Source organism: Streptomyces sp. NPDC051740 (assembly GCF_044453165.1).
Classification (GTDB): domain Bacteria; phylum Actinomycetota; class Actinomycetes; order Streptomycetales; family Streptomycetaceae; genus Streptomyces; species Streptomyces atrovirens.
On sequence record NZ_JBITCL010000021.1, the window covers coordinates 73533 to 96174 of the forward strand.

Here is a 22642-nt window from a genome sequence, read left to right on the forward strand (position 1 = left end):
GGGGTCACGGAGCAATCGACAAGATGCGGGGCCGTTCCGGGGCGGCGCACGATACGGCTGGACGCACGTGTTTCGGGATCCGTCCCGCCGGGCGAGCCCTGTGACCTCCTTCAGCGAGCCGCGGCCTTCACGCGCGGACCGACTCTCCTCGGAGCGCTTCATGCATCCCTTCCGTATCGACATCCCGCAGGACCAGCTCGACGACCTGCGCCGACGGCTGGAGGCGACCCGCTGGCCCGACGAACTGCCCGAGGTCGGCTGGAGCCGCGGGGTGCCGCTCGGTTATCTGAAGGAGCTCGCCGAGTACTGGCGCACGTCGTTCGACTGGCGTGCGGCCGAGGCCCGCCTGAACGCGCACCCGCAGTTCGTCACCGAGATCGACGGCGCCCCCGTGCACTTCCTGCACATCACCTCGCCCGAGCCGGACGCGACGCCGCTGCTGCTCACGCACGGCTGGCCGGGTTCCGTCGCCGAGTTCCTCGACGTGATCGGCCCGCTGTCCGACCCGAGGTCCCACGGCGGCGATCCGGCGCAGGCGTTCCACCTGGTCATCCCGTCGATCCCGGGCTACGGGTTCTCCCGTCCGCTGCCGGAGAAGGGCTGGGACACGGGCCGTATCGCCCGCGCCTGGGCCACGCTGATGGAGCGCCTGGGATACGACCGGTACCTGGCGCAGGGCGGTGACGCCGGCGCGGTGATCTCCCTGGAGCTCGGGCGGATCGACCCCGAGCACGTCATCGGCGTTCACGTGAACATGCTGATGACCTTCCCCTCGGGCGATCCGGCCGAGCTCGCCGGGCTCGGCCCGGCCGACCAGGCCCGCCTGGGCAAGCTGGCCCGCTTCGACGCGGAGCTGTCGGGCTACATGAAGGTCCAGCAGACCCGCCCGCAGACGCTGGCCTACGCGCTGACCGACTCGCCGGTGGGCCAGCTGGCCTGGATCGTGGAGAGGTTCCTGGACTGGACCTCGGCCGAGCAGCGGCCCGAGGAGGCGGTCGACCGCGACCTGCTGCTGACCGTCGTCTCCATCTACTGGCTGACGGCCACGGCCGGTTCGTCGGCCCAGTTCTACTTCGAGGGCGCCGAGGGGGTGCGGGCCGCCGCCTCCGGCGCGGTCCCGCCGCCGCTGACGGTGCCGGTGGGCGTCGCCGTCTTCCCCGACGACATCTTCGTGCCCATCCGGAGCCTCGCCGAGCGCGATCTGCCCCACCTCACGCACTGGACCGAGTTCGAACACGGCGGGCACTTCGCCGCGATGGAACAGCCGGCCGCCCTGACCGGCGACATCCGCGCCTTCGCCCGTTCCCTCACCTCCGCCACCACCACTGCCACCGCCGCCTGAGCCGACACCCGTTCAGACAGAGAAGAGGCCGTACATGACCACCCCGACCGTGATCGACGTCTGGCTGGGCGACCTGACCTTCCCCGGCTACATGGACCGGCTGCACCGGCTGGGCGCCGAGTTCGAGAAGGCCCACCCCGAGTACCGGATCAACATCGAGGGCCGGGACTTCCGCAACCTGTCGAAGGAGATCGCCGAGGCCGCCGACGCGGGCCGCCCGCCGGCGATCGGCGAGTTCTACTTCGCCGTCACCCAGGCCGCGTACGACATGCGGACGAAGGACGGCGAGCCGCTGTTCACCTCGGTGCAGCGGGCGATCGCCGGCCGCACCGAGATCCTCGGCGAGCCGGTCGTCGTCGACGACCTCCTGCCGGCCGTGCGCGAGCACTACTCCCGCGACGGCGACCTGGTCTCGATGCCCGCCGTGGTGACGGCGATGCTGATCTACGGCAACCAGGACCTGCTGCGCGCCGCCGGCGTCGAGCGGCTGCCCACCACCTGGGAGGAGCTGGAGGCGGCCTGCGAGGCGGTCGCGGCGCTCCCGGACGGCCCGAGCCACGCGGTGACCTGGGCCAACCACGGCCTGTTCTTCCAGCAGGCGCTCGCCGTCCAGGGCGGCCACCTGGCCGACCACGACAACGGCCGCTCGGGCCGGGCCTCCCGCCTGGACCTGTCGTCCAAGGAGATGCTCACCTTCGTCGAGTACTGGCAGCGGCTGCACCAGGAGGGCCACTACCTGTACACCGGCAAGATCCCGGACTGGGAGGGCAACCTCAAGGCCTTCGCCGACCAGGACGTGGCGCTGCGCATCACCTCGTCCAACGACCTCAACTACATGGCCCAGGCGGCCGAGCACGCCGGGTTCGGCATGACGGTCGGCCGCTTCCCCGGCCGGGCGGGCGAGCCGTACGGCGGGAACATCATCGCCGGCACCTCGCTGTGGCTGACCGCCGGTCTCGACGAGGTGACGCAGGACGGCGCGCTGGCGTTCATGCAGTTCCTGAACAACCCGCGCAACGCGGCGGACCGCCACATCGCGAGCAGCTTCGTGCCGGTGACCCGCTCCTCGTACCGGCTGCTGGAGGACGAGGGCTGGTTCGAGGCGAACCCCTTCCACCGGCTGGCCAGCGCCCAGCTCGGCAGCTACACCGAGGGCGAGGGCGTGCCGCCGTGCCGGGGCGCGCTGTTCGGTGACTTCGCCGGCGCGCAGGACGTGATGACCCGCGCGATGGGCGACGTCCTGCTGCAGGGCGCGGACCCGGCGTCCCGGTTCGCCGAGGCGACCGCGGAGGCGCAGGAGCTGCTCGACGCCTACGAGCGTGACCGCGCCGACAACGGCGTGCGCAGCCCCGAGAGCCTCCGCGTGGAGTACTTCACCGGCGCCGAGGCCTATACGGGCGCCCAGCTGGAGAACGCGGTGCGCGGCAGCAACGGCTGACGCCGGACACGTCGAAGGGGCGCCCCCACTCGGGGGCGCCCCTTCGGTGTGCCGTCAGGCCACCAGGGTGCGGGCGGGCTCGCGGTAGTAGTCGAAGTCGACGGCCTGGCCGTCGAGGGCCAGGCGCAGTTCGGCCAGGCAGGCCCGTACCGAGGCGAGGACCGCGGGCACCTGGACGGTGTCCGCGAGGTGGGTCAGGGTGCGGTAGCTCTCGATGAGGTGGAGCTCCTGCTCAGCCGTGAGGGGTGAGGACGCGTTCGTCATGGAGTCGTGCCGCCTTCCATTGTGATCGGGGCAGGCTGCCTGCGGGGGCGAGCTCCACCACGGGTCGGATGCCGATCTCGCGCTTGAACTCCTCCGCGATACGGCCGCACAGCGCGTCGGCGGCCGGGCCGGCGAGTTCGCCCGCGTCCACCTTGACGTGGACGGTGTCGAGCCCGCGTACGGTGCGGAGGGACGACTGGAACTCGTTGACCTCGTCGAAGGAGCGGACGACGTCCTCGATCATCACCGGGGTGACGGACACCCCGCGGATCTTGCGCATGTCGTCGACGCGCCGCAGGATGCCGCCGTCGTAGAAGTCCCAGGTGCGGCCGCAGCCGCACTCGGTGTGCGGGCGCCTGACGACGATGTCCTCGGTCCAGTGGCGGAAGAGCTGGACGCCCTCGCGGGAGAGACCCGTGGTGACGCGGACGCCCTCCTCGCCGTAGCCGACGGGCTGCTTCGTCTCGGGGTGGAGCACCTCGTCGTAGCAGGACTGTTCGTTGATGTGGCAGGCGTTGCGCCGTGAGGGGCACTCGAACATGAAGACGCCGCCGAACTCGGTGGTGCCGGCCGCGTTGAAGACGCGGGCGCCGAAGGCCTCCTCGATGGTGCGGGTGGTGAAGTCGGAGCGCGGCTCGGCCCCGGCGAGGATGATCCGTACGTTCGCCTCGCGGGCGAGGTCGACGCCCATCTCGCGGGCCGTCTCGATCAGCCGCATGGCGTAGCTGGGGGTCAGGCCGAGGACCTCGATCCGCTGCTCCACCAGCAGGCGGACGCGGGTGCGGGAGTCGAGGCCGCCGGAGGGGAAGACCGTGCAGCCCATGCGCTCCAGCGCGTAGTGCATGCCCCAGAAGCCGGCGAGCAGGCCGTAGCCGAAGCACACCATGCCCTTGTGGTGCGGGCGCACCCCGTTGGCGTACAGGGCGGTGCAGAAGGTGTCCACGCACCACGCCCAGTCCCGCTCGGTGTCGAAGGTGCGCACCGGCGGGTTGCCGCTGGTGCCGCTCGTCTGGTGGTGGCGCACGCCCAGCGACGGGTCGAGCGAGGGCCAGGTGCCGTACGGCGGTGCCTGTTCCTCGGCGGCGAGCAGGTCCGCCTTGTACAGCAGCGGCATCCGGGCGGTGTAGTCGGCGAGCGAGGTGATGTCCTCGGGTATGCGGGCGTTCCAGAACGGTGAGGAACGCCGGGCGTGGTCGAGGGCGCGGCTGAGGCGCCGCCACCGCCAGGACTCCAGCTGTTCGCGCGGCATGGTCTCCGCTGTGCTGTTCCAGTAGTCCACGTATGTCTCCCCATATACGCCCGGCGGTCGGTGACACCGGGAATCCTGACGCCCGCCGGCCCGGCGGCGCATCTTTGCGCGTGCGGTCCGTGGGCTCACGCCGGGCGGCGGTTATCACGGCGTGATGATCCGGTGAGGGCCGGCCGCCTCAGGCAGCCGTGACGGTGACTGCCCGGGTGGTGAACTCCCGTACGGAGCTCAGGTAGTTGGTGATGATGTCCATGCCGTGGTCGGTGCGGAAGCTCTCGGGGTGGAACTGGACCGACTCCACGGGCAGGGTGCGGTGGCGCAGCCCCATCACATAGCCGTCGTCCGCCGAGCGGGCGGTGACCTCCAGGCAGTCCGGGACGCTCTCCTCGGGCACGACGAGGGAGTGGTAGCGGGTCGCCTCGAACCGGTCGGGCAGGCCGGTGAACAGGCCGCGTCCGTCGTGGCGGATCCGGCTGGTCTTGCCGTGCACGAGGTGCTCGGCGGGCACCACGCTCGCGCCGTGGGCGCGGCCGATGGCCTGGTGGCCCAGGCACACCCCGAGCAGCGGCAGCCGCCCGGCGAAGGCCCGTACGAGTTCCACGTGCCCCGACTCGTCCGGGTGCCCGGGGCCGGGGCCGAGGAGGATGCCGTCCAGCCCCATGGCGGGCACGTCGGCCGGGGTGAGCGCGTTGGAGCGGACCATGAGGGGGACGGCGCCCGCCGACATCAGGTACTGGCGCAGGATGTCGACGAAGCTGTCGAACGCGTCGACCACCAGGATCCGCGGGGGCGGACCGGAGGCGGGCCGGACGGTGAACATCCGGGTCACAGCAGTTCCTTTCCGGTGACCGCCCAGTGTGCGGCGCTCATCTTGGCCAGCGTCTCGCGCCATTCGGCACGGGGATCGGAGTCGGCGACGATGCCCGCGGAGGCGCGGGTGCGGTACACGCCGTCGCGGTGGAACAGGGTGCGGATACACAGGGCGAGGTTGGTGTAGCCGCCGACGTCGAGGACGCCGAGGGCGCCCGCGTACAGGCCGCGGCGGCTGCGCTCGACGGACTCGATGATCTCCATGGCCCGGATCCGGGGGGTGCCGGTCATGGTGCCGGCGGGGAAGAGGGCGGCGATCGTGTCGAAGGCGTCCTTGTCCGGTTCGGCCTCCCCCAGCACGGTGGACACCAGGTGCAGTACGTGCGAGTAGCGTTCGACGGTGAGCCGGTCGGGCACCTGGAGGGTGTCGGCGCGGCAGATCCGGCCGATGTCGTTGCGGCACAGGTCGACGAGCATGGTGTGCTCGGCGATCTCCTTGGGGTCGGAGGACAGCCGCCGGGCGCCGGCCTCGTCGTCCCCGGTGCGCGGCAGCGTGCCGGCGATGGGCCGCATGGTGACGGTGCCGTCCTCGATCCGCACGAACAGTTCGGGGCTCGCGCCGATGACGCACTGGCCCGCCAGGCTCGCGAGGTACATGTACGGCGAGGCGTTGCGCCGGCGCAGCCGCTGGTAGACGTCGGCCGGGCGGGCCGGGGAGCGGATGGTCAGCTCGTGCCCGATCTGCACCTGGTAGATGTCGCCGGCCGCGATGTGCTTCAGGCAGCGTTCGACGTCGGCGGCGAACAGGTCGGGCTCGCTGTCGTCGGTGACGACGGATGCGGGGAAGGTGTCGGCGGCCGGCTCGGGATGGGTCTGTTCGGCCCGCGCGAGCAGGCCGAGGACGCCGCCCTGGTCGAGGGGTTCCCAGTGCGCGGACTCGTGCAGCAGCAGCTCGGCACCGCCGCCCTCCAGGTCGGCGACGACGCAGCCCTGGTGCAGGACGAGGTGGACGTCGGGCAGGTCGGGGCGCTCCTCGATGAGGTGCGGGAGGTCCTCGACGTAGCGGACGGCGTCGTAACCGAAGTAGGCGAGGAAGCCGAAGCGGAAGCGGGTGGCCGAGCCCTCGGCGTCGAACATCCGCTGGGCGGTGCGCAGCAGCGCCCACAGGTCCTTGAAGGAGCGCAGCCGCACGGTGGCGTGCCCCGCGCCGTCGGCCTCCTGGGCCCCGTCGTGTGCGAGCAGCGGCCGGGCGCGTTCCAGCAGCAGCCGTACGAGGCCGGGGCGGCCCGCGACGCGCACCGTCCCGTCGGTGACGGACAGCGACAGCAGGGTGCCGAAGCCGGCGAACTGGTAGCGGCGGTCGCGCAGCGGGCCGGCGGCGGACTCCAGGAGGTACACCTGGTCGGGCCCGAAGCGTTCGGCGAGGGCGCGGTAGGCGGGGAGCATCGCCGGCTGGGGCAGGGCCCGCGCGTGTGTCGTCACGCGGACCGGGGCGGGCGCCGGGTGCGGATCGGTCATGGCAGGTCCTTACGGTTCACGTGGTGATCGCGTAGCGGTGCGCGACCTGTCGGGCGGTGCGCGCCGCGCCGTCGGGCCCGGTACGGCGGTCCAGGACCCGGGCCGCCTTCCAGCTGACGAACGAACCGGTGTGGGTCACGGGGTCGATGTCGGTGTCGACCACGACGGTGCTGTGCGCGCCGGTGCGTTCGCGCAGCCGGGCGGTGACGGCCGCGGCGACCCGGTCGGGCCGGGCGGTGCCGGGGAGGAGGTCCATGCGGACGGTGACCCGGTCGCCGCCGTCCGGTGCGCTGTCGACGACGACCTGGTAGCCCAGGCAGCCGCGGACGTCGGTGAGCACCGCCGCCTCCAGTTCGGCCGGCCACAGCAGGCCGTCGCCGAGCGGGATGCGGTCGCCGGCGCGTCCGACGACCTCGACGACCGGGCCGGGCAGGGCGGAGCCGGGCGGTGCGGGGGTGAGCCGGACCAGGTCCCCGGTGCGGTAGCGGATCAGCGGCTTGATGCCGTCGACCAGCATGGTCAGCACCAGTTCGCCGGTGCCGTACGGGCCGAGCGGGGCGCCGGTGTCCGGGTCCACCAGTTCGGCCAGGTAGTTGGGCGAGGACAGGTGCAGGGCGCCGCTGTCGGCGCCGGAGGCGATGCACAGGGCCTCCTGAGAGCCGTACAGGGCGGGCCGTACGACGGCCTGCGGCCAGACGGTGGAGACGTTCGCCGCGAACTGCGGGGTGCAGATCTCGCCGAGGACGAGGAACAGCTTCACCGGCAGCGCGGCCGGGTCGTAGCCGTGGTGCAGGGCGGCCTTGGCCAGGCTCAGGCACAGCGCGGGCGCGCACACGACGACCTCGACGCCGAGTTCCTCGATGAGGCGCAGCGCCTTCTTGAAGCCGACGCGCGGGGACTCGGGCCAGATCTTGACGTGGCAGAGGTCGAGGGTGGCGGCCACGTCGGTGAACACGTCGCCGAACGCGTACAGTTCGGACGGCCCCATGAGGCCGACGACGGGCTTGCGGTCGCCGAAGCGGGTGCGCAGCAGGTGGCGCCAGGACTGCTCCACGGCGGTGTTGGAGGCGGCGATGTCGCGGACGCCGCGCGGGCAGGGGGTGGCGGCCCCGGTGGTGCCGTTGGTCTCGTAGTAGATCCGCGCGTCGGCGAGCGGACCGGACAGGACGTCGTACATCTCGCGGCGCAGGTCGTCCTTGGTGGTGAAGGGCAGCGTCGTGAGCGTGGCGGGGGTGACGGCCTCGATGTCCACGCCGGCCAGGTGGCGGCGGTAGAACGGGGAGCGTGCGGTGACGTGCCGCAGTACGGCGGTCAGCCGCTCGGCGTGCCAGTCGGCCAGCGCCCGCTCGGTGAGGGTGCCGTCGTGGAAGGAGTCGCTGATCCGGCGGTGGGCGGCGAGGAAGGCGTCGGTGCGCTCGGTGGTCACGGCCGGGCCTGCGCGGAGAGGGCGGGCTCGGGGGCGAGTTCGGGAGTGGTTTCGGGGGTGTCCTCGAACTCGGCGGCGTTCAGGGCGAGTCCCACGCGTTCGTTGGCCTCGCCGGTGTGGATCGGGCCGTCCTGCCCGGTGAGCCTGCGGTGCTCGGCCAGCAGCTCCATCATGTCGATCATCCGGTCCACGAGCCGGGAGACGTTGGTCAGTCCCTCGTCGTCCTTCAGCGCGTCGCCGCGGTGCAGGGCGTGCACGGTGGCCGGGAAGCCGCTGCCCACCACGATCATCCGGTTGAGCAGGGCGTTGACGGTGAGCTGCGCCCACACCTCGCCGCCGCTGTAGCGGCGGGCGACGGAGACGACTCCGGCGACCTTGTTGGTCAGCGGCCGGTCGAAGCGCAGGTGGCCGACCCCGGCCCGCTCGATGAAGGTCTGCATGAGGCTGGCGGTGCCGAAGCCGTGGACCGGCGCGGCGAAGACGATGCCGTCCGCCTCGATCATCCTGGCCACCACGTCGGCGACGCCGTCCTCCACCGCGCAGGGGACCGTACGGGTGTTGCAGTCGCCGCACGGACCGCAGCGGTCCATGCGGACGGAGCGCAGATCGACCGTCTCGAACTCGACCCCGCGCCGCGCCGCGACCCCGGCGGCGTACCGCAGGACGTCGGCGGTGTTGCCGTCACGCTCCGATCCGTTGATCGCCAGGATCCTGAGTGGTGCTGTCACGAGATGACTCCTTCGCATGCGAGGATTCGGCGGTTCCGGCGCAGTCGGCGGTGGGCCGCCGGAGAGCAGGGCGCGGATGGCGGAGGGCTCGGCTTCGCCAAGTCGTCGTAGGGAGCCTGCCGACTTACCTGAATCGTCACGTCTGCGGACGTGAGGGCGCATCTCTCTAAATGCTGTGCGAAAATCCCGGCCCCGCGGGCCCGCGGGAGGGGCGACGGCGCAGGTCAGGCGCCGAGCACGAGGGGGTACGTGTCGAGTCCGCGGACGACCCACCGGTCGCGGTAGACGGGGGCGGCGGCGGCCGTCAGGCGCGGGAAGCGGCGCAGCAGCCGGGGCAGGGCGATCCGTGCCTCCAGGCGGGCGAGGGGGGCGCCGAGGCAGTAGTGGGGGCCCGCGCCGAAGCTCAGGGGCCCCGGGGCGCCGCCACGTGCGGGGTCGAAGCGGTCCGGCGCGGTGAAGCGGCGCGGGTCGCGGTTGGCGGCGGCCAGGATCAGGGTGAGCCGGGTGCCGCGCGGGACGGCGGTGCCGAGCAGCTCGGTGTCCTTCGCGGCCCAGCGGCTGGTGACGTGGACGGGCGGCTCGTAGCGCAGGATCTCCTCGACGTAGGCGTCGGCGAAGTCCGCGTCGTCGCACAGCCTCCGCGCGTACGGGGCGTGGTCCAGGGCGATCATCAGGCCGTGGCCGATGAGGAAGCTGGTGGTCTCGAAGCCGGCGGTGAGCAGCACCATGAGGTTGCCCATCAGCTCCTCGTGGCCGAGCCGCTCCGGGTCGTCGTCGTGGGTCGCGACGAGGAGGGTGAGGAGGTCGTCGGCGGGCTTTCGGCGGCGCTCTTCGGCGAGCCGGCCGAAGTAGCCGGCGAGGGCGTCCATCGCGGCGTCGGCCCGGTTCAGGGCCGTGGGGTCGGAGAGGCCGTCGGTGGACACGGCGATGGTGGAGGCCATCTCCCGGAACCAGACCTGGTCCTCCTCGGGGAAGCCGAGCAGGGCGCCGATGACGGCGATGGGCAGCCGGGAGGCGAACTCGGCGATGACGTCGACGGGGCTGCCGCCGGCGCCGAGGCGGGCCATGCGGTCCAGCAGGCGGTCGGCCATCTCCTCGACGACCGAGGCGAGTTCGCGCACCCGGGGCGGGGTGAAGGCGAAGGCGGCCAGGGACCTCAGACGGGTGTGGTCGGACCCGTTGCTGTAGAGCATCGAGCTGGTGAAGGCGCGCAGGGAGGAGTGGGAGCGCCAGGCCGGACCGGCGGCGTCGTAGGCCGTACGGTCCTGGACGTGCAGGCCGCTGTCGCGCAGGGCGCGGGCGCACTCGTCGTAGCCGGTGACGACCAGCCGGCCGGGGCCGCGCCGGGCGAGGTCGCCGTGGGCGCGGATCGCCTCGTACAGCGGGTAGGGGTCCTGCCGCCCCCGCGCGGTGCCCAGGGCGGCGAACGCCTCCGTCAGGGACAACAGGGGGGCGGGCTCGGCCATCCGGGATCTCCTCTGCGGCGGGCCGCTCGGTGCGGCCGGGCGGGCCGGTCACGTGGTGCGGGCGGGTCGGTCACGCCGCGCCGGCGGGTCGGCCCGTGGCGCGGTCGGCGGCGGTTACGCGGCGCGGTCGGCGGCGGTCAGTTCGATTGCGGCGGGCCGGTCACGCGGCGTGGGCGGGTAGGCCGATGGCCTGGTCGGCGGCGGTCACGCGGCGCGGTCGGCGACGGTCAGTTCGATGATCGCCGAGGGGCCGGCGGGGTGGACGGCCGCCACCTTCAGGCCGGCGTCGGCGGCGAGCGCGGCGAACTCGGGCACGCCACGCTCCTGAGCCCCGTAGACGCACAGCATCCGCAGGTCCATGCCGGTGTGCGGGGCGTCACCCCGGGGTCCGACCGACTCGATGACGAAGACGGAGCCGGTGCGGCCGGCGGCCTCGGCGCAACGGCGCAGGATCGCGGTCGCCGCGGCGTCGTCCCAGTCGTGCAGGATCAGCGAGAGCACGTAGCCGCCGGCTCCGGCGGGCAGCGGGTCGAAGAAGCTGCCGGTGACGGCGTCGGCACGGTCGTCCAGGCCGGAGGCGGCGAAGGACCGTTCGGCGTCGAGCGCGGCCTCCTTCAGGTCCACGACCGTGCCGCGCAGACCGGGGTGGGCTTCGAGCAGGGCGGTCAGCAGGGAGCCGTCGCCGCCGCCCACGTCGACGACGTGGCCGAGGCGGCCCCAGTCGTAGCCGGTGACGATGTCCGGGGCGCGGACGGCCACGTCGGCGCCCAGCAGGGAGTTGAAGGCGGTGGCCCGCTCGGGGTCGGCGGTCAGGTCGTCCCAGTAGGGGCGTCCGTAGCGCACCGGGAAGGCGGCCTCGCCCGTGGTGACGCTGTGCAGCAGCTCCACGAAGGAGAGCTCGCCGCGCCCGCCGGTGTGGATGTCGAACCAGGCGCGCAGACCGGCCGGGTGGTCCTCGCGCAGGGGCTGCCCCAGGGCGGTGAGGCCGTACCGGCCGTCCTCGTCACGCTCGAGCACCCCCCGCACGGCCAGGTAGCGCAACAGCCGCTCCAGGGCGCCGGGGTGGGCGCCGACGGCCTCGGCCAGGGCCGGTGCCGTCCGGGTGCCGGCGGCCATGTGGTCGGCGATCCGCAGGGTCGCGGCCACGCGCACGGCCATCGGCGTGCCCAGGTTCGCCATCCGCCACAGCGCGGCGGCACTGCCGTCCTCGTCACCCAACACAGCGATGTCCTCCTTCACCGCGGGCACAGCGGGGCCCGCGGTGCCATCCTCGCGGAGCGGTGGACGGGGGCCATCTCCTGGATTGCGCTCCTGCGGCGGGGGTGTACGGGGGCGTGGCGGGCGGGCAGTCGAAGAAGTCGTCCCGGAAGTGTGACGCCGCGAATGCTTCCCGCCGGACATCGTCATGATCAGCACGAGGGCCGTGCTCACGTCCCCGGAATCCCCTACGAGCGACCACGTCCGGGACATCGTTCGAGGTCGGCCCGAGAACAAGCCCGGCTGTAGTGCCGCTGGTTCGGGGCGGGACGCGGCGTTCCTTCCCGGGAAGACCTACTCGTCCGAGGCGGAGGTTCAATCCGCGAACGCGGCCACGTACGACGCCACGCACGGCTCCGGGGTGGCCAGGGAGGTGACGACGTGGCCGTCGACGGTCACCGGCGGGTCGAGCGGCATCCGGAGCAGCCGCTCGGAGCGGGACCCGTCGAACTGCTCGGCCGGCATCAGCGTCCAGCCCTCGGTGTCCCGGCCCACCTCGAACAGCACGTTGAGCATGTCCCCGGCAGGCGGCCGCAGCGGGGCCACGGGCAGGGCGGCGAGGATCGCGTCATGCATCGGCGGGTCACTGTCGCGGGCGGGAAGCCGCAGACCGTACGGATCGAGGTCGTGCAGGCTGACCGCGGGCCTGCGGGCGGCGGGGTGCTCACGCGCGAGCACTGCGTGCAGCGGCTCGGACCAGGCGCGCACCACCGTCACCGCCGCGGAGGTGAGCGTGCCCCGCACCAGCGCCAGGTCCAGCTCGCCGTCGCGGACGGCGTCGAGTCGCGCGGCCACCGGCAGGTCGACCAGCTTCGGCTCGGCGGGGCGCTCGCCGGCGCTCAGGCGGCCCACCGCCCGGTCGAGCCGTCGGGTGACACAGGACGCGACCCCGATCCGCAGGACGGCCGCCGGTTCTCCGGCGACCACCCGCACCCGGGCCGCCGCAGCGAGGGTCCTACGGGCCGCGGCGAGCACTCGTTCGCCGGTCGGGGTAAGCCGTACCCGGCGTGAGGTGCGGTCGAGCAGGCGCACGCCGAGCTCGCGTTCGAGCCGGGCGATCTGCTGGCTCACCGCCGGCTGCACGATGCCCAGCCGTTGCGCCGCGCGCCCGAAGTGCAGCTCCTCGGCGACGGTCACGAAGTACTGCAGCGCTCTCAGTTCCATCTACCCGATCTATCACATGATGTGATTGCTGCCGAGCGTTTCTGACCATTGTTCGCGCAGGTCACTCCGGCTGTGATGGGTACGAACCCGCCGGAGCGGTCCTATCCACCGGATGCCACGACGCGGGGAAATGCGAACGGAGAGCAGAGTGAGCACAACAACCCTCGGCGTCATCGGCACCGGCATGGTCGGCCTCGGGGCCGCCCGCCGCGCCGTCGACGCCGGCCTGAGCGTCGTCCTGAGCAACTCACGCGGCCCCGAGACGCTGGCCGATCTCGTTGCGGAGCTCGGCGAGCGGGCCCGCGCGGCCACCCCGGCCGAAGCGGCGAGCGCCGGTGATCTGGTCATCGCAGCCGTGCCGCTGGCCGCCCACGAGCGGCTGCCCCGGGCGGAGCTTGCCGGCAAGACCGTGATCGACCCGATGAACTACGCGCCGCATTCCGACTTCGAAGTGCCGGAACTCGACGGCAACGAGCTGACCTCCAGCGAACTGGTGCAGCGCCACCTCGCAGATGCCCAGGTGGTGAAGGCATTGCACAACATCGGCCCCAAGCAGTTGATGGAGCTGTTCCGCCCGGTCGGGGCCCCCGACCGCACCGCGCTGCCGCTTTCCGGCGACGACCCGGACGCCAGGAAGGAGGTGGCCGACCTGCTGGACGTCCTCGGCTTCGATGCGGTGGACCTCGGCACACTGGCCGACAGCTGGCGCAGCGAACCCAACACCCCGTTGTATGCCCTCCCGTACGTGGGACAGCCGCCGTCCGGCCTCACCGCCAAGGAATTCGTGGCCTGGGTCCAGCAGGCGCCCGGTGTGCCCGTATCCGTGGCCCGGATCAGTGAACTCGCCGCCGCCGCAGTGCGCGGGCCCGCGGGTTTCCGGATGTGACAGTGGCCGATCCACCCCGATGGAGCGGCCGAGCGGCCGCTCACCGTCATCCGCGCCCTGCTCCACCGGGAGGGCTCCGCGCCCCTCATGACGACCGGGAAGCGGTGGTGGAGCAGTTGCGTGATGCGGCGGCCGAGGGGCGCATCGATTTCGACGAGCTGGATTCGCGCCTGGAGCAGGCGCTGAACTCCAAGACCCACGCCGAACCGGCCGTCCTGACCGCCGACCTGCCGCAGGTGGACTCCCCCGCGAGCCGGCCGCCGCTGGTGCTCAAGGGCGGCGTGTACGGCGCGTCCCGGGGCCCCGGGCGCTGGGAGGTTCCCGGGCGCGTGGTCGCTCACGGAGGCGTGGGGGGTGTGAAGCTCGACTTCACCCGGGTCGAGTGCCGCCTCACGGAGGTCGCGGTGGAGGCGCACGGGGAGGTGTCCGGTGTCACGATCGTCATCCCCGACGGCTGGGCCGCGGACACCGGCGGCATGGATCCCGGCGTCGGCGGCCTGACGGACAGGACCACTCCCGACCGGCTCCCGGGCACCCCGCTGATCCGGCTCACCGGGACCGGCGACGCGGGAGGGGTGGTCGTCCGCCACCCCAACCGCCGGGAACGGCGCAAGCTGGAGAGCAACCCGACGCGGGGCCAGGTGTACTGACCCGCGGAGTTGTTGACGCGACTGACAGGTGGCCGGCCGTCGAGTGCGGTGTGGCACCGGTGATGGTCGTGGGTGTGCGGGGCGCGTGCGTGTGTGGATGACACCGACGACACCGAGTGTCCGGGCGAACAGCCGTGATCGGCGGCGGGAGCCGTTGCCGGTCGGGACGCGCTCGGCGGTGACGCCGCTCCGCGGTGGAGAAGGCGTTCTCACGCTCCCGGAACGAGGCCGCTCTCGCCGACGACGTGGGTCACGGGTCCGTCGGCGCGGACCCGGTCGACGGGGAGGCGTCCGCCGTGGACGGTCGACCGCGCGTCGGTGCGGGGCACGGGGCTCAGCCCTTGCCCGTCCCGCGCCGGGGAGCAGGCGTGTTCCGCCGGGAACGGTGACTCGCCGAGAGCACCCTGTCCATCAGGCGGTCGGGCAGGTGGCGGGCGAGGGGGACGGTGAAGGCGGCGTCCATGCCGAGCGTGTACCGCGTGCGCGGCCGGGCCTTCGTCACCACTTCGGCGATCCTGGCTCCGGCTTTCTCGGCGGGCATCGCCCGCTTGAGGAAGGCGGTGTTCGAGGCGACGGTCGATCTGACGAGGTCGCCGTAGAGGCGCTGGTGCTCGGGGCTCATCCTGTCGGCGAATCCCAGGGAGGTGTCGCCGCTGTGGGCTGCCATCTCGGTCCTGACTCCGCCCGGTTGGACCACGACCACCTGGATGCCCTGCGCTTTGACCTCGCGGCGCAGGGCGTCGCTGGCCGCTTCGAGCGCGAACTTCGTTCCCGCGTAGGCGCCGAAGATCGGGAGTGCGGCGACCCCGCCCACCGAGCTGATGTTCACGATCCTGCCCCGGCTGCGCCGCAGGAACGGCAGGAGCTGTTTGACGACGGCGATGTGGCCGAACAGGTTGACCTCGAACTGTTCACGCCACAGCTCGAGCGGCAGGACCTCGACGGGCGCGTTGATCTCGATCCCGGCGTTGTTGACGAGGGCGCGCAGCGGGCGCTGTTCGGGGTCGTCGGCGATGCGCCGCGCGAGGGCCTCGATGTGCTGGGGAACGGTGATGTCCAGCGTGACGGGCTCCACGCCGTCGGCGCGGACGGCGTCTGCCTCCTCACCGGTGCGCACACCGGCGAGGACGTGGAATCCCATGGAGGCGAGTGCGTGCGCCGTCGCGGCCCCGATGCCGGTCGCGGCCCCGGAGACGACCATGAGTTCTTTGTCGTGCGACTGCGTCATGGCAGGAGACCTCTTCGGGGAAGGGAGGAAGGAATCGAACACGGTTCAATGTAGGCATTGGCAACAATGTCGTCAATGGAAACATGGGCTCGATATGCTGGCTCCATGCCTGAACCCGCTGGACATCGGCCCTACCATCACGGGAACCTCCGGACCGCACTCCTCGACGCGGCCGAACGCAGCCTGAGAGCACACGGAGCCGACCAGCTCTCGCTCCGGGACCTGGCCAGGGAGGTCGGCGTCAGTCACGCCGCGCCGCGCCGGCACTTCGCGGACCGCCAGGCGGTGCTCGACGCCCTCGCGGAGACCGGGTTCGTCCGCCTGGGCGCTGCTCTGCGCGCCGCGCTGACCACGGGTGAAGGCGAGCACGACTTCCCCACACGTGTACGGAACGCCGTATCGGCCTATGCCCACTTCGCGACCGAGAACGCCGCGCTCTGCGAGCTGATGAACACCAGCAAGCACCATCCGGGAGCGACTCCGGTCACCCGGGCCGCCGCGACCGCGTTCGGGCAGATGATCAACCTGATCGAAGAAGGACAAGAGCGCGGCGAACTCGAACAGGGCGATCCCGAACAGGTCGGGCTCGTCCTCTACGCCACCGTGCAGGGCATCACCGCCATGGTCAACAGCGGCGCGATCGGCAAGGAGCAGCTCGACGGACTCGTCGACACCGCGGTGTCCCAGTTCCTGCGAGGCGCCCGTCCCCTCCCCGACCGCCGGTGAGGTCTGCCGACGCCGACGCTCGCGCGTGACCGTGTCGCCCACCGGGCCGGCGTGCGGACGGGACGCCGGGCGTCCGCCGCAGCAGGGACGGCACGGTCCCCGGGCGCAGGGACGACAGGGCGAGGAGCAGCGGGACATCCGGTGTCCCGCACGCTCCACGGGGACCCAGGATGGAGCGCATGACTTTGGCCACCCCCGTACTGCACACCGCCCGCCTGCGACTGCGGCCCTTCACCGACGCCGACGCGGACCCCCTCTTCGCCCTGCACGGCAACGCCCACGTGCTGCGCTACGCGACGGAGGCCGCGCACTCCCTGCTGCGGTGGGCCTTCGACACACTGGACCTGAACCGGGTCCAGGCCGAGGCGGACACGCGCAACGCGGCGTCCGCCCGGGCCCTGGAGAAGCTCGGGTTCGTGCGTGAAGGGACGCTGCGGGAGGACTGCGTCGTCAACGGCGAGGTGTCCGATTCGTGGGTGTTCGGGTTGATCAGGCGAGAGTGGCGGCCGTCGGTCGTGCCGATTCAGCCCGCTGAGCGGTCACCAAGTCCCTCGGCTGTGGCAGCGAGGGACGTCATGCCGGACATCGTTCGATGGCTCGTGGACTGGCATGCCGCGCGAGAAAACGAACTCCGCTCTCGCGGGATCAGCCCCACGGTGAAGCGGCCGGCTCCCGGAACAGCGACCAGAGGGCGCCCGAAGGCGACAGCCGTGAGCCTCACTCCGGAGTCGGACGAGCGCCTGGGGAAGCTGTTCGTATGGGGATCGGGAAGCACTTCACTGCTCTTCGTCGACTCCCGGACCGAGTACACCTGGCAGGACCAGCAAGCGATCGCCTCGGAGGACGACCTGCCCCGGATCCTGGCTCCGCTCATCAAGCTCGTCGAAGGATCCGCTGACCAGGGTTGAAACAAGCTGATGCGTGCTCAGGCAGCTCGGCACAGGGCGTGGTCGACGAGGTCGTGCAGTGCGTCCTCCTGACGAGCCGTGGTCCGCGGGTCCCCCGGGCGGCTGTGCGCGGAGACGGTGTCGGCGCGTCGGCCGTCCGTGGTGGCCGCCGTACGGACGACGTATCCGAAGCCGCTTCCTCCGTGCCCCAGGTAACCGCCACCGCAGGACAGGGGTGTTCGGTGCGCCGGAAGCACGGGAACGGCCCCGACCGGCAGGGTGAACGCCGGTCGGGGCCGCGGGCTTCAGCCTGAGCGTGGTGCCCGGCTGGGCCGGCTCAGGGCTTGCGGGGGATCACGAACCCTCGCTCGGGCCGCGTTTCCTGCGGGTTGCGGGAGTCCGGTTGTCGCGCGCGCTTCCACGCCGCCACCAGGTCCGCGTACCGCGGGTCGATCCACTCGGACATAGCCACCTCCGCGCTCAGGCTACGCGGTTACGCGACGGGCGGTTCGGGCTTCGGCATCGGGTGGAGTACGTGGCCCACCACCCTGCGTGGGAGGAGGCCGAGGTCCTGGCCCGCGACGCCGGACACTGGCGGGGCCCGGGCCTGTCCTGGTCCGAGCTGACCGCCGCGGCCGACAACGCCCTGCCCGGCGGAACGACCACTGACCGCGACACCCGGCTGCTCCTGCTGTTGCCCGCACTGGGGGATGCCGACCTACCACTGGGAGCGGGGAAACGGCTTGCCGCGTGCCTGCGCGACCGCCTCGGCGCCGCGCAGCCCGGCAGGCTCGCCACCTTCATGCTCCGCCGTCAGGGAATGGCGGGCCCGGCCCGGTGGAGCGGCGATGCGCGCGGGGTCCGGGTCAACGACGGTCGGTATTCCTTCCGCAATCCGGAGAACCGTGACGCGATGCCCGATTGCCGACTGGCCCAGCTGTCGGCCGCCCTGAACCCGGCCCACACCGGCACCCCCCGATGGGTGTGCCCCAATGCCGTTGCTTTTGAGGCTGTCGGGCCGAGCCCCGTTCCACCACGGCCTGTCCCCGCCGGGCCGAGTGCACGAGATGGCTCGCCACTCTGATGTCGGCATCCTCGCCCCCGTTCTGATCGAGGATGCCGTGGGTCGAGTGCAGCTCCGTGCACGAGAGCGGTGAGGTCAGCACGTCTGCCCCGAGTCCGATCGACCGACCCGTCACAGTCACGGCTGCCGTTGCGTCCGCGGTCATTGACGCCGAGGCCGTACGCGGAGGGCGTCGACCCGGTGGTCCGCCGCAGGTACGAGTGCGAGGGGCGGGACGGCATGTGCGGCCGTCCCGTCGACGCCCGGGGCGACCGGTGCCCCGCGTGCGCGCGGATTCCGGAGCCCTTGTGGTGACGGCCCCCCCGCACACGGCACCGCCCGCCGCCGGAGGGTTCCGGGGCGGGTGGCGGTGGGCCTCCCGGGGCGGCGAACCGCTTCCGGGAGCGGGCTGTGTCCTTCGTGGCCCGCACGGGCGCGCGCGGCCGGAGAACTCGGTGCGCGGCAGCCGCCCATCACCGCCGTCACCAGGTGAGTTGCACGGAGCAACTTGGAAGATGCCTCCGCTTTCCAAGGTCACTAACTTCATATGTGGGCGCTACACGAAGCCCTCACCAACCCCCACGATTTCACATGGAGTTGACTGTGACTGCCACGAAGAAGCTCGGTCTCATCACCCGTCTCGGCGCCACCGCCGTCATCGCCACCGGTCTGGCTCTCGCCACCCAGTCCTCGGCCATGGCCGCGCCCACGGTCTCGGTTTCGCCGGCCTCCGGCCTCTCCGACGGCCAGACGGTCGCCGTCTCGGCCAGCGGCCTCACCCCGAACACGGTCTTCCACATCGGCCAGTGCGCGCAGGTGGAGCCGCAGAAGTTCGGGTGCGACAAGTCCACCTCCAAGGACGTCACCACGAACGCCCAGGGCGAGATCAACACCTCCCTGGTCGTCCACAGCTCCTTCGAGGCGGTCGTGAGCGCCGACGGTCCGGTCTGGGGCACCGTGGACGCCAAGACCACGCAGACCCAGGTGGTCGTGCTCAGCGACACCGGTGAGGGCGGTGGCCAGGCGATCACCTTCAAGTGATCGCAACTTCCCCCCACCACCACAAGCGGCGGAACTCCGGCAGGCCGATGGGGCCGGGGTTCCGCCGCTGTGCGGATCCACGCATGCGCCGATCGCCCGACGCGGCGAGTGCGTCCAGCGGCTCAGGACGCGGCTGTGCCAGGACCGACGCGCGCGTCGTGGTCGATGTCGATCGCCCGGCCGTCCAGGGCGGCGCGCGGTTCCACGAGGACACCACGCAGAGCTGCCACGCCCTGCGGGCACCGGCACTCCTGCGCCGGTGCCCGCAGGGCGTGGCAGCTCTGCGTATTCGGCGTTCCTGGTCAGGCGTGAGCCGCGAGCCGTCGTTCGTCGTGACTCCACCCGCGACCGAAGTCGCGGGTGGAGTCACATGAGTGGTGTCCTGGTCGCGCTGCGGGACGCGGTCCGTCGCCGCGGGATCTGCGTCGAGGGCGGGTCGCGCCGGCGCGCCCCGGAAGACGGCCTGCCCGGCGGCTTCGGGGCCACCCGCGTCGTGCACCACGGGGCGGTCCGACAGCCGATGGACCCGCAGGCGTTCATCACGGACCTGGAGCGGCGCAGGTCCGATGGTCCGGCCCGGTTGTCGGCCGCGCTCGCGGACGGCTCGGCGGGCGGCTCGGCGGGCGGCTCGGCGGGCGGGGTGAAGGTCACCGGCCGCGAGGGCGAGCCGTGGATCACCGTGCCCGAGCCGGAGAGGCCGGATGAGCCGACCGGCCTGCAGGCGCTCAAGGACGAGGTCGTACGCCGCTGGGGCGTCCTCGGCCTCCTGGACGTGTTCGAGAACGCCGGCTCCGGCACCGGCTTCACCGACGCGTTCGCCTCGGTGGCCGCGTACGAGCGCATCGGCCGTGACGTCCTCCGGCGCCGTCCGCCACTCGCGTTGTTCGCGTTGGGGACGAACACGGGCATCCGCGCGATCGTGGCGACCGGCGGGACGGAGGCCGCGCTGCGGCACGTGCGCCGGCGCCTCATCACCGTCGACAACCCGCGGGCCGCCGTGACCGGGCTGGTGAACGCCACCTTCGCGGCCCGCGACAGCGCTTGGTGGGGGCAGGGCACCGCGTGCGCGTCGGGCTCGAGGAATCGGCCATCGACCCGTACGGCACCTTCCGCCTCGATATGAGCTAGCGGCCGGCCCTCGGGCTGTCGGTCGCCGTGCCCCGTTCCCGGCCGGCCGGGGACCGGACAAGCACCGTGGCCTCCCGCGATCGAACACGCGGGAGACCACGGTTTGCCCCTGTGCGGGGTCGGGCGCGGTTCACCTTTCGCTGTCCTCGGCGAGGGTGTGCGCGACGAGCGCGTAGGCGTGACCGTGCCCGAAGCCGTGCTCGGTCTTGAGCCAGGAGACCAGCTCCATGTGCTTGGTCAGCGGCGAGGAGCGGATCAGGTCCTTCCACTCGGCGACCGGGCGGCCGTACTTCTCCTCGATCGCGGGGAAGTAGCTTGCGGGGTCCTTCATTGTTCTGGCCATGATGCTGAATCCCGTCCGTTCGGGTTGGGTGAGCTTGGATTGTGGAGGGAGTGGCTACCGCTGCGCCGGGGGCGCCATGGTCACCAGCCGGGCGATGACCGCGGTGAGCCAGAGAAGTCCGAGCCCGGCCCCGGCGGTGAACGCCAGGACGGCGCTGGCCGAGGCGGCGAACCCCGCGAGGACCCCTACCGGCACGATGCGGCAGGCCACGGCCCACCCGCGTCGGTCCTGGGCGGCGAAGTGGCGGGCCAGTACGAAGAACGCGGCGCACAGCGCCAGGTAGCCCACCATGCCGCTGAGCATGTGGACGGCGCCGTGCGCGCTCAGGGAAGCGACGTGGTCCTCGGGGGTGCCGGCGGGGAACCCGGCAGCCGCGTCGGCGGTGAAGGCGCCGGCGAACAGGAACGAGACGCCGAACACGCCGACCAATCGCGGTGCCCAGGTGCCGCCGGGTGCGTCGCGCAGTGCCTGGCGCATCCCGACCGCGCCGGCGATGACCAGAGCGCCCGTGAGCATGAAGGCGGTGATCTGGATCCATCCGAGGTCACCGAGGCTCAGCTGGCTGAGGGCGTTACGGGTGAAGTCGAAGCTGTCCCGGGTGAGGCCCTGTAACAGGCCCGCGCCCAGGAACAGCGGGCCCGCCGCGGTGGCGACGGCCAGCAGGGTCCGCGTTGCCGGCCGGGCCGGGTCGGACACGGTGGTGGGGGGACTGATCGTCTGGGTCATGTGATGTCTCCTCGACGGAGAAGGCCAATTCTGGAACTGGACGGTGTGGTACTGCCTGGAACTGGACGGTACAGTACCCAAGTGGGAACTGGACTGTCCAGTACTTGATTCGGGAGGTGGCATGGAAGCAAGCGAACTCGGCCGGTCGGCACTCAAACGCCAGGCGATCATGGAGGCCGCGACCAGCGCGTTCATGAGCAAGGGCTACTCCGGCACCAGCATGGACGACATCGCGAAGCTGGCCGCGGTGTCCAAACAGACCGTCTACAAGCACTTCTCCGACAAGGAGAAGCTCTTCGCCGAGATCGTCCTGGCCACCACCGACCGGATCGACGGCATGATCGACCTGGTGGCCCACATCCCGGCCGACGCCGACACCCTGGAAGAGAACCTGACCCATCTCGCCCGTCAGTTCCTGGCCGCGCTCACCCAGCCCCAGGTCCTCCAGCTGCGGCGCCTGGTCATCGCGAACGCGGACGCCTTCCCCGAACTGGGCGCCAGCTGGTACGAGCAGGGCTTCGAACGGGTCCTGGCCACCCTGGCGGCCACCTTCCAGCGCCTCGCCGACCACGGACTGCTCCGCTGCGACGAACCGCTCCTGGCCGCCAACCACTTCTCCGGCCTGCTGCTGTGGACCCCCGTGAACAAGGCGATGTTCCACGGCAGCCCCCAGCACACCGAGGCCGAACTCGACCACTACGCCACCGCCGGCGTCCGTACCTTCCTCGCCGCATACCGTCGGCCGCCGCGGACGCGCCGCACCCGAAGCGCCCTCGAGGGAGCCGTATGACCTGGTCCGAACACACCGTTGTGCGCGACGGCGTACACATCCCCTGCCGCGACCGGGGCGGGGGGTGACACCCGTCGTCCCGCCGCACGGGCTCGCCGAGCCGCGGCGCGAGCTGATCGTGGCGAACACCGACGACGGACTCGCTTCGGCCCGCGCCCGCGGCCGCGGGCCGGAACTCACCGTGGACCGGGCCGCGCTCGCCCGACGGCTCCACGACGAACGGGAGAAGACCGTCCGGCGGAGCGCCGACGTGCCCGGTGTGCCCGCTCCACGGTGGACGGGCGTCTCGACAGGACCCGGACGGTGCCTCGTCGGCCCGAGAAGACCGCCACCACGAAACCCTGAGACCCACCAGGCGTCTCCGCCGGGACCCCTGGCCCGTACAGGCCGTTGGTGACGCGGACGCCCTCCGCGTCCTTCAGGGCGTCACCCCGGTGCGGGGCGTCGGCGGTCGGCCGAACTGCGCACGATGGAAGATGCGTACGCGGTCGCGCCTTGGAAGGCTGGGCCGG

The 22642-nt window shown here is 72.1% G+C and carries 23 protein-coding genes and 2 pseudogenes; 10 read left to right on the top strand and 15 right to left on the bottom strand.

The window, feature by feature from the left end; genetic code table 11:
- Positions 1-160 precede the first annotated feature (160 nt).
- Complete coding sequence (locus ACIA6T_RS28515) at positions 161-1342, top strand: epoxide hydrolase family protein (protein ID WP_399449351.1); 1182 nt, start codon at positions 161-163, stop codon at positions 1340-1342.
- A 34-nt stretch (positions 1343-1376) separates the two neighbouring features.
- Positions 1377-2780 carry an extracellular solute-binding protein gene (locus tag ACIA6T_RS28520; protein WP_399449352.1) on the top strand — a complete coding sequence of 468 codons (1404 nt, stop codon included), beginning with the start codon at positions 1377-1379 and terminating at the stop codon, positions 2778-2780.
- 54 nt (positions 2781-2834) lie between these two features.
- Here the strand turns inward: ACIA6T_RS28520 and ACIA6T_RS28525 are convergent, their stop codons facing one another.
- From ACIA6T_RS28525 to ACIA6T_RS28565, 9 genes are all read right to left on the bottom strand, one after another.
- A complete protein-coding gene (locus ACIA6T_RS28525) occupies positions 2835-3044 on the bottom strand; it encodes a DUF6052 family protein (RefSeq protein WP_399449353.1) in 210 nt (69 codons plus the stop codon).
- Positions 3013-4323: a phenylacetate--CoA ligase family protein gene (locus ACIA6T_RS28530; RefSeq protein WP_399449354.1), complete on the bottom strand. Its 1311-nt coding sequence runs from the start codon at positions 4321-4323 to the stop codon at positions 3013-3015. Before ACIA6T_RS28530 ends, ACIA6T_RS28525 begins: the two co-directional genes overlap by 32 nt.
- Positions 4324-4471: 148 nt before the next feature.
- Complete coding sequence (locus ACIA6T_RS28535; protein WP_399449409.1) at positions 4472-5113, bottom strand: anthranilate synthase component II; 642 nt, start codon at positions 5111-5113, stop codon at positions 4472-4474.
- Positions 5114-5118: 5 nt separating this feature from the next.
- Entirely contained in the window at positions 5119-6621 is a 1503-nt protein-coding gene (locus ACIA6T_RS28540; protein ID WP_399449355.1) for an anthranilate synthase component I family protein, read from the bottom strand.
- A 16-nt stretch (positions 6622-6637) separates the two neighbouring features.
- Positions 6638-8047, bottom strand: coding sequence for a phenylacetate--CoA ligase family protein (locus tag ACIA6T_RS28545; RefSeq protein WP_399449356.1), 1410 nt, complete (start codon positions 8045-8047; stop codon positions 6638-6640).
- Complete coding sequence (locus ACIA6T_RS28550) at positions 8044-8775, bottom strand: flavodoxin family protein (protein WP_399449358.1); 732 nt, start codon at positions 8773-8775, stop codon at positions 8044-8046. Before ACIA6T_RS28550 ends, ACIA6T_RS28545 begins: the two co-directional genes overlap by 4 nt.
- 224 nt (positions 8776-8999) lie before the next feature.
- Positions 9000-10241 (bottom strand): cytochrome P450, encoded by a 1242-nt coding sequence (locus tag ACIA6T_RS28555; RefSeq protein WP_399449359.1) that lies wholly within the window; start codon positions 10239-10241, stop codon positions 9000-9002.
- Positions 10242-10445: 204 nt separating this feature from the next.
- Positions 10446-11459: a methyltransferase gene (locus ACIA6T_RS28560; RefSeq protein WP_399449360.1), complete on the bottom strand. Its 1014-nt coding sequence runs from the start codon at positions 11457-11459 to the stop codon at positions 10446-10448.
- A gap of 354 nt (positions 11460-11813) precedes the next feature.
- Positions 11814-12662 carry a LysR family transcriptional regulator gene (locus tag ACIA6T_RS28565; protein WP_399449361.1) on the bottom strand — a complete coding sequence of 283 codons (849 nt, stop codon included), beginning with the start codon at positions 12660-12662 and terminating at the stop codon, positions 11814-11816.
- A 148-nt stretch (positions 12663-12810) separates the two neighbouring features.
- Here ACIA6T_RS28565 and ACIA6T_RS28570 point away from each other — a divergent pair, with 148 nt between their 5' ends.
- Positions 12811-13548, top strand: coding sequence for an NADPH-dependent F420 reductase (locus ACIA6T_RS28570; protein WP_399449362.1), 738 nt, complete (start codon positions 12811-12813; stop codon positions 13546-13548).
- A 2-nt stretch (positions 13549-13550) separates the two neighbouring features.
- Positions 13551-14198 (top strand): DUF1707 domain-containing protein, encoded by a 648-nt coding sequence (locus ACIA6T_RS28575; protein ID WP_399449363.1) that lies wholly within the window; start codon positions 13551-13553, stop codon positions 14196-14198.
- Here ACIA6T_RS28575 and ACIA6T_RS28580 read toward each other — a convergent pair.
- A pseudogene (locus ACIA6T_RS28580) lies at positions 14192-14430 on the bottom strand (IS481 family transposase); the annotation flags it as partial. The gene ACIA6T_RS28575 and the pseudogene ACIA6T_RS28580 sit on opposite strands and share 7 nt — an antisense overlap.
- 102 nt (positions 14431-14532) lie before the next feature.
- The gene (locus ACIA6T_RS28585) at positions 14533-15426 is read right to left on the bottom strand and encodes an SDR family NAD(P)-dependent oxidoreductase (RefSeq protein ID WP_399449364.1); all 894 of its coding nucleotides are present in this window, start codon (positions 15424-15426) and stop codon (positions 14533-14535) included.
- A 105-nt stretch (positions 15427-15531) separates the two neighbouring features.
- Between ACIA6T_RS28585 and ACIA6T_RS28590 the strand changes: the two genes are divergently transcribed.
- Both ACIA6T_RS28590 and ACIA6T_RS28595 read left to right on the top strand, forming a co-directional pair.
- Positions 15532-16152, top strand: a complete 621-nt coding sequence (locus ACIA6T_RS28590; protein WP_399449365.1) for a TetR/AcrR family transcriptional regulator — start codon at positions 15532-15534, stop codon at positions 16150-16152.
- Between the two features lie 179 nt (positions 16153-16331).
- Positions 16332-16673, top strand: a pseudogene (locus ACIA6T_RS28595) (GNAT family N-acetyltransferase); the annotation flags it as partial.
- 703 nt (positions 16674-17376) lie between these two features.
- On the opposite strand, the gene ACIA6T_RS28600 reads toward ACIA6T_RS28595, so the two are convergent.
- On the bottom strand, positions 17377-17505 hold the full coding sequence (locus tag ACIA6T_RS28600; RefSeq protein ID WP_399449366.1) for a hypothetical protein: 129 nt from the start codon (positions 17503-17505) through the stop codon (positions 17377-17379).
- Between the two features lie 69 nt (positions 17506-17574).
- Between ACIA6T_RS28600 and ACIA6T_RS28605 the strand changes: the two genes are divergently transcribed.
- Together ACIA6T_RS28605 and ACIA6T_RS28610 are read left to right on the top strand one after the other, a co-directional pair.
- Positions 17575-18123 carry a hypothetical protein gene (locus tag ACIA6T_RS28605; RefSeq protein WP_399449367.1) on the top strand — a complete coding sequence of 183 codons (549 nt, stop codon included), beginning with the start codon at positions 17575-17577 and terminating at the stop codon, positions 18121-18123.
- Between the two features lie 582 nt (positions 18124-18705).
- On the top strand, positions 18706-19143 hold the full coding sequence (locus tag ACIA6T_RS28610; RefSeq protein ID WP_399449369.1) for an enediyne antibiotic chromoprotein: 438 nt from the start codon (positions 18706-18708) through the stop codon (positions 19141-19143).
- A 122-nt stretch (positions 19144-19265) separates the two neighbouring features.
- Here the strand turns inward: ACIA6T_RS28610 and ACIA6T_RS28615 are convergent, their stop codons facing one another.
- A complete protein-coding gene (locus ACIA6T_RS28615; RefSeq protein WP_399449410.1) occupies positions 19266-19412 on the bottom strand; it encodes a DUF6052 family protein in 147 nt (48 codons plus the stop codon).
- A gap of 101 nt (positions 19413-19513) precedes the next feature.
- On the opposite strand from ACIA6T_RS28615, the gene ACIA6T_RS28620 reads away from it, so the two are divergent.
- Positions 19514-20266: a Tn3 family transposase gene (locus tag ACIA6T_RS28620; protein WP_399449371.1), complete on the top strand. Its 753-nt coding sequence runs from the start codon at positions 19514-19516 to the stop codon at positions 20264-20266.
- A 135-nt stretch (positions 20267-20401) separates the two neighbouring features.
- Here the strand turns inward: ACIA6T_RS28620 and ACIA6T_RS28625 are convergent, their stop codons facing one another.
- A complete protein-coding gene (locus ACIA6T_RS28625; RefSeq protein WP_399449372.1) occupies positions 20402-20614 on the bottom strand; it encodes a DUF4287 domain-containing protein in 213 nt (70 codons plus the stop codon).
- A gap of 54 nt (positions 20615-20668) precedes the next feature.
- Positions 20669-21340: a DUF998 domain-containing protein gene (locus tag ACIA6T_RS28630; protein WP_399449373.1), complete on the bottom strand. Its 672-nt coding sequence runs from the start codon at positions 21338-21340 to the stop codon at positions 20669-20671.
- A 121-nt stretch (positions 21341-21461) separates the two neighbouring features.
- On the opposite strand from ACIA6T_RS28630, the gene ACIA6T_RS28635 reads away from it, so the two are divergent.
- Entirely contained in the window at positions 21462-22130 is a 669-nt protein-coding gene (locus tag ACIA6T_RS28635) for a TetR/AcrR family transcriptional regulator (protein WP_399449374.1), read from the top strand.
- Positions 22131-22642: the final 512 nt, after the last annotated feature.

Coding starts and splice junctions, on each gene's coding strand:
- ACIA6T_RS28515 (WP_399449351.1), top strand. CDS start 161: ATGCATCCCTTCCGTATCGACATCCCGCAGGACCAGCTCGACGACCTG.
- ACIA6T_RS28520 (WP_399449352.1), top strand. CDS start 1,377: ATGACCACCCCGACCGTGATCGACGTCTGGCTGGGCGACCTGACCTTC.
- ACIA6T_RS28525 (WP_399449353.1), bottom strand. CDS start 3,044: ATGACGAACGCGTCCTCACCCCTCACGGCTGAGCAGGAGCTCCACCTC.
- ACIA6T_RS28535 (WP_399449409.1), bottom strand. CDS start 5,113: ATGTTCACCGTCCGGCCCGCCTCCGGTCCGCCCCCGCGGATCCTGGTG.
- ACIA6T_RS28540 (WP_399449355.1), bottom strand. CDS start 6,621: ATGACCGATCCGCACCCGGCGCCCGCCCCGGTCCGCGTGACGACACAC.
- ACIA6T_RS28555 (WP_399449359.1), bottom strand. CDS start 10,241: ATGGCCGAGCCCGCCCCCCTGTTGTCCCTGACGGAGGCGTTCGCCGCC.
- ACIA6T_RS28565 (WP_399449361.1), bottom strand. CDS start 12,662: ATGGAACTGAGAGCGCTGCAGTACTTCGTGACCGTCGCCGAGGAGCTG.
- ACIA6T_RS28585 (WP_399449364.1), bottom strand. CDS start 15,426: ATGACGCAGTCGCACGACAAAGAACTCATGGTCGTCTCCGGGGCCGCG.
- ACIA6T_RS28590 (WP_399449365.1), top strand. CDS start 15,532: ATGCCTGAACCCGCTGGACATCGGCCCTACCATCACGGGAACCTCCGG.
- ACIA6T_RS28600 (WP_399449366.1), bottom strand. CDS start 17,505: ATGTCCGAGTGGATCGACCCGCGGTACGCGGACCTGGTGGCGGCGTGG.
- ACIA6T_RS28620 (WP_399449371.1), top strand. CDS start 19,514: ATGAGTGGTGTCCTGGTCGCGCTGCGGGACGCGGTCCGTCGCCGCGGG.
- ACIA6T_RS28625 (WP_399449372.1), bottom strand. CDS start 20,614: ATGGCCAGAACAATGAAGGACCCCGCAAGCTACTTCCCCGCGATCGAG.
- ACIA6T_RS28630 (WP_399449373.1), bottom strand. CDS start 21,340: ATGACCCAGACGATCAGTCCCCCCACCACCGTGTCCGACCCGGCCCGG.
- ACIA6T_RS28635 (WP_399449374.1), top strand. CDS start 21,462: ATGGAAGCAAGCGAACTCGGCCGGTCGGCACTCAAACGCCAGGCGATC.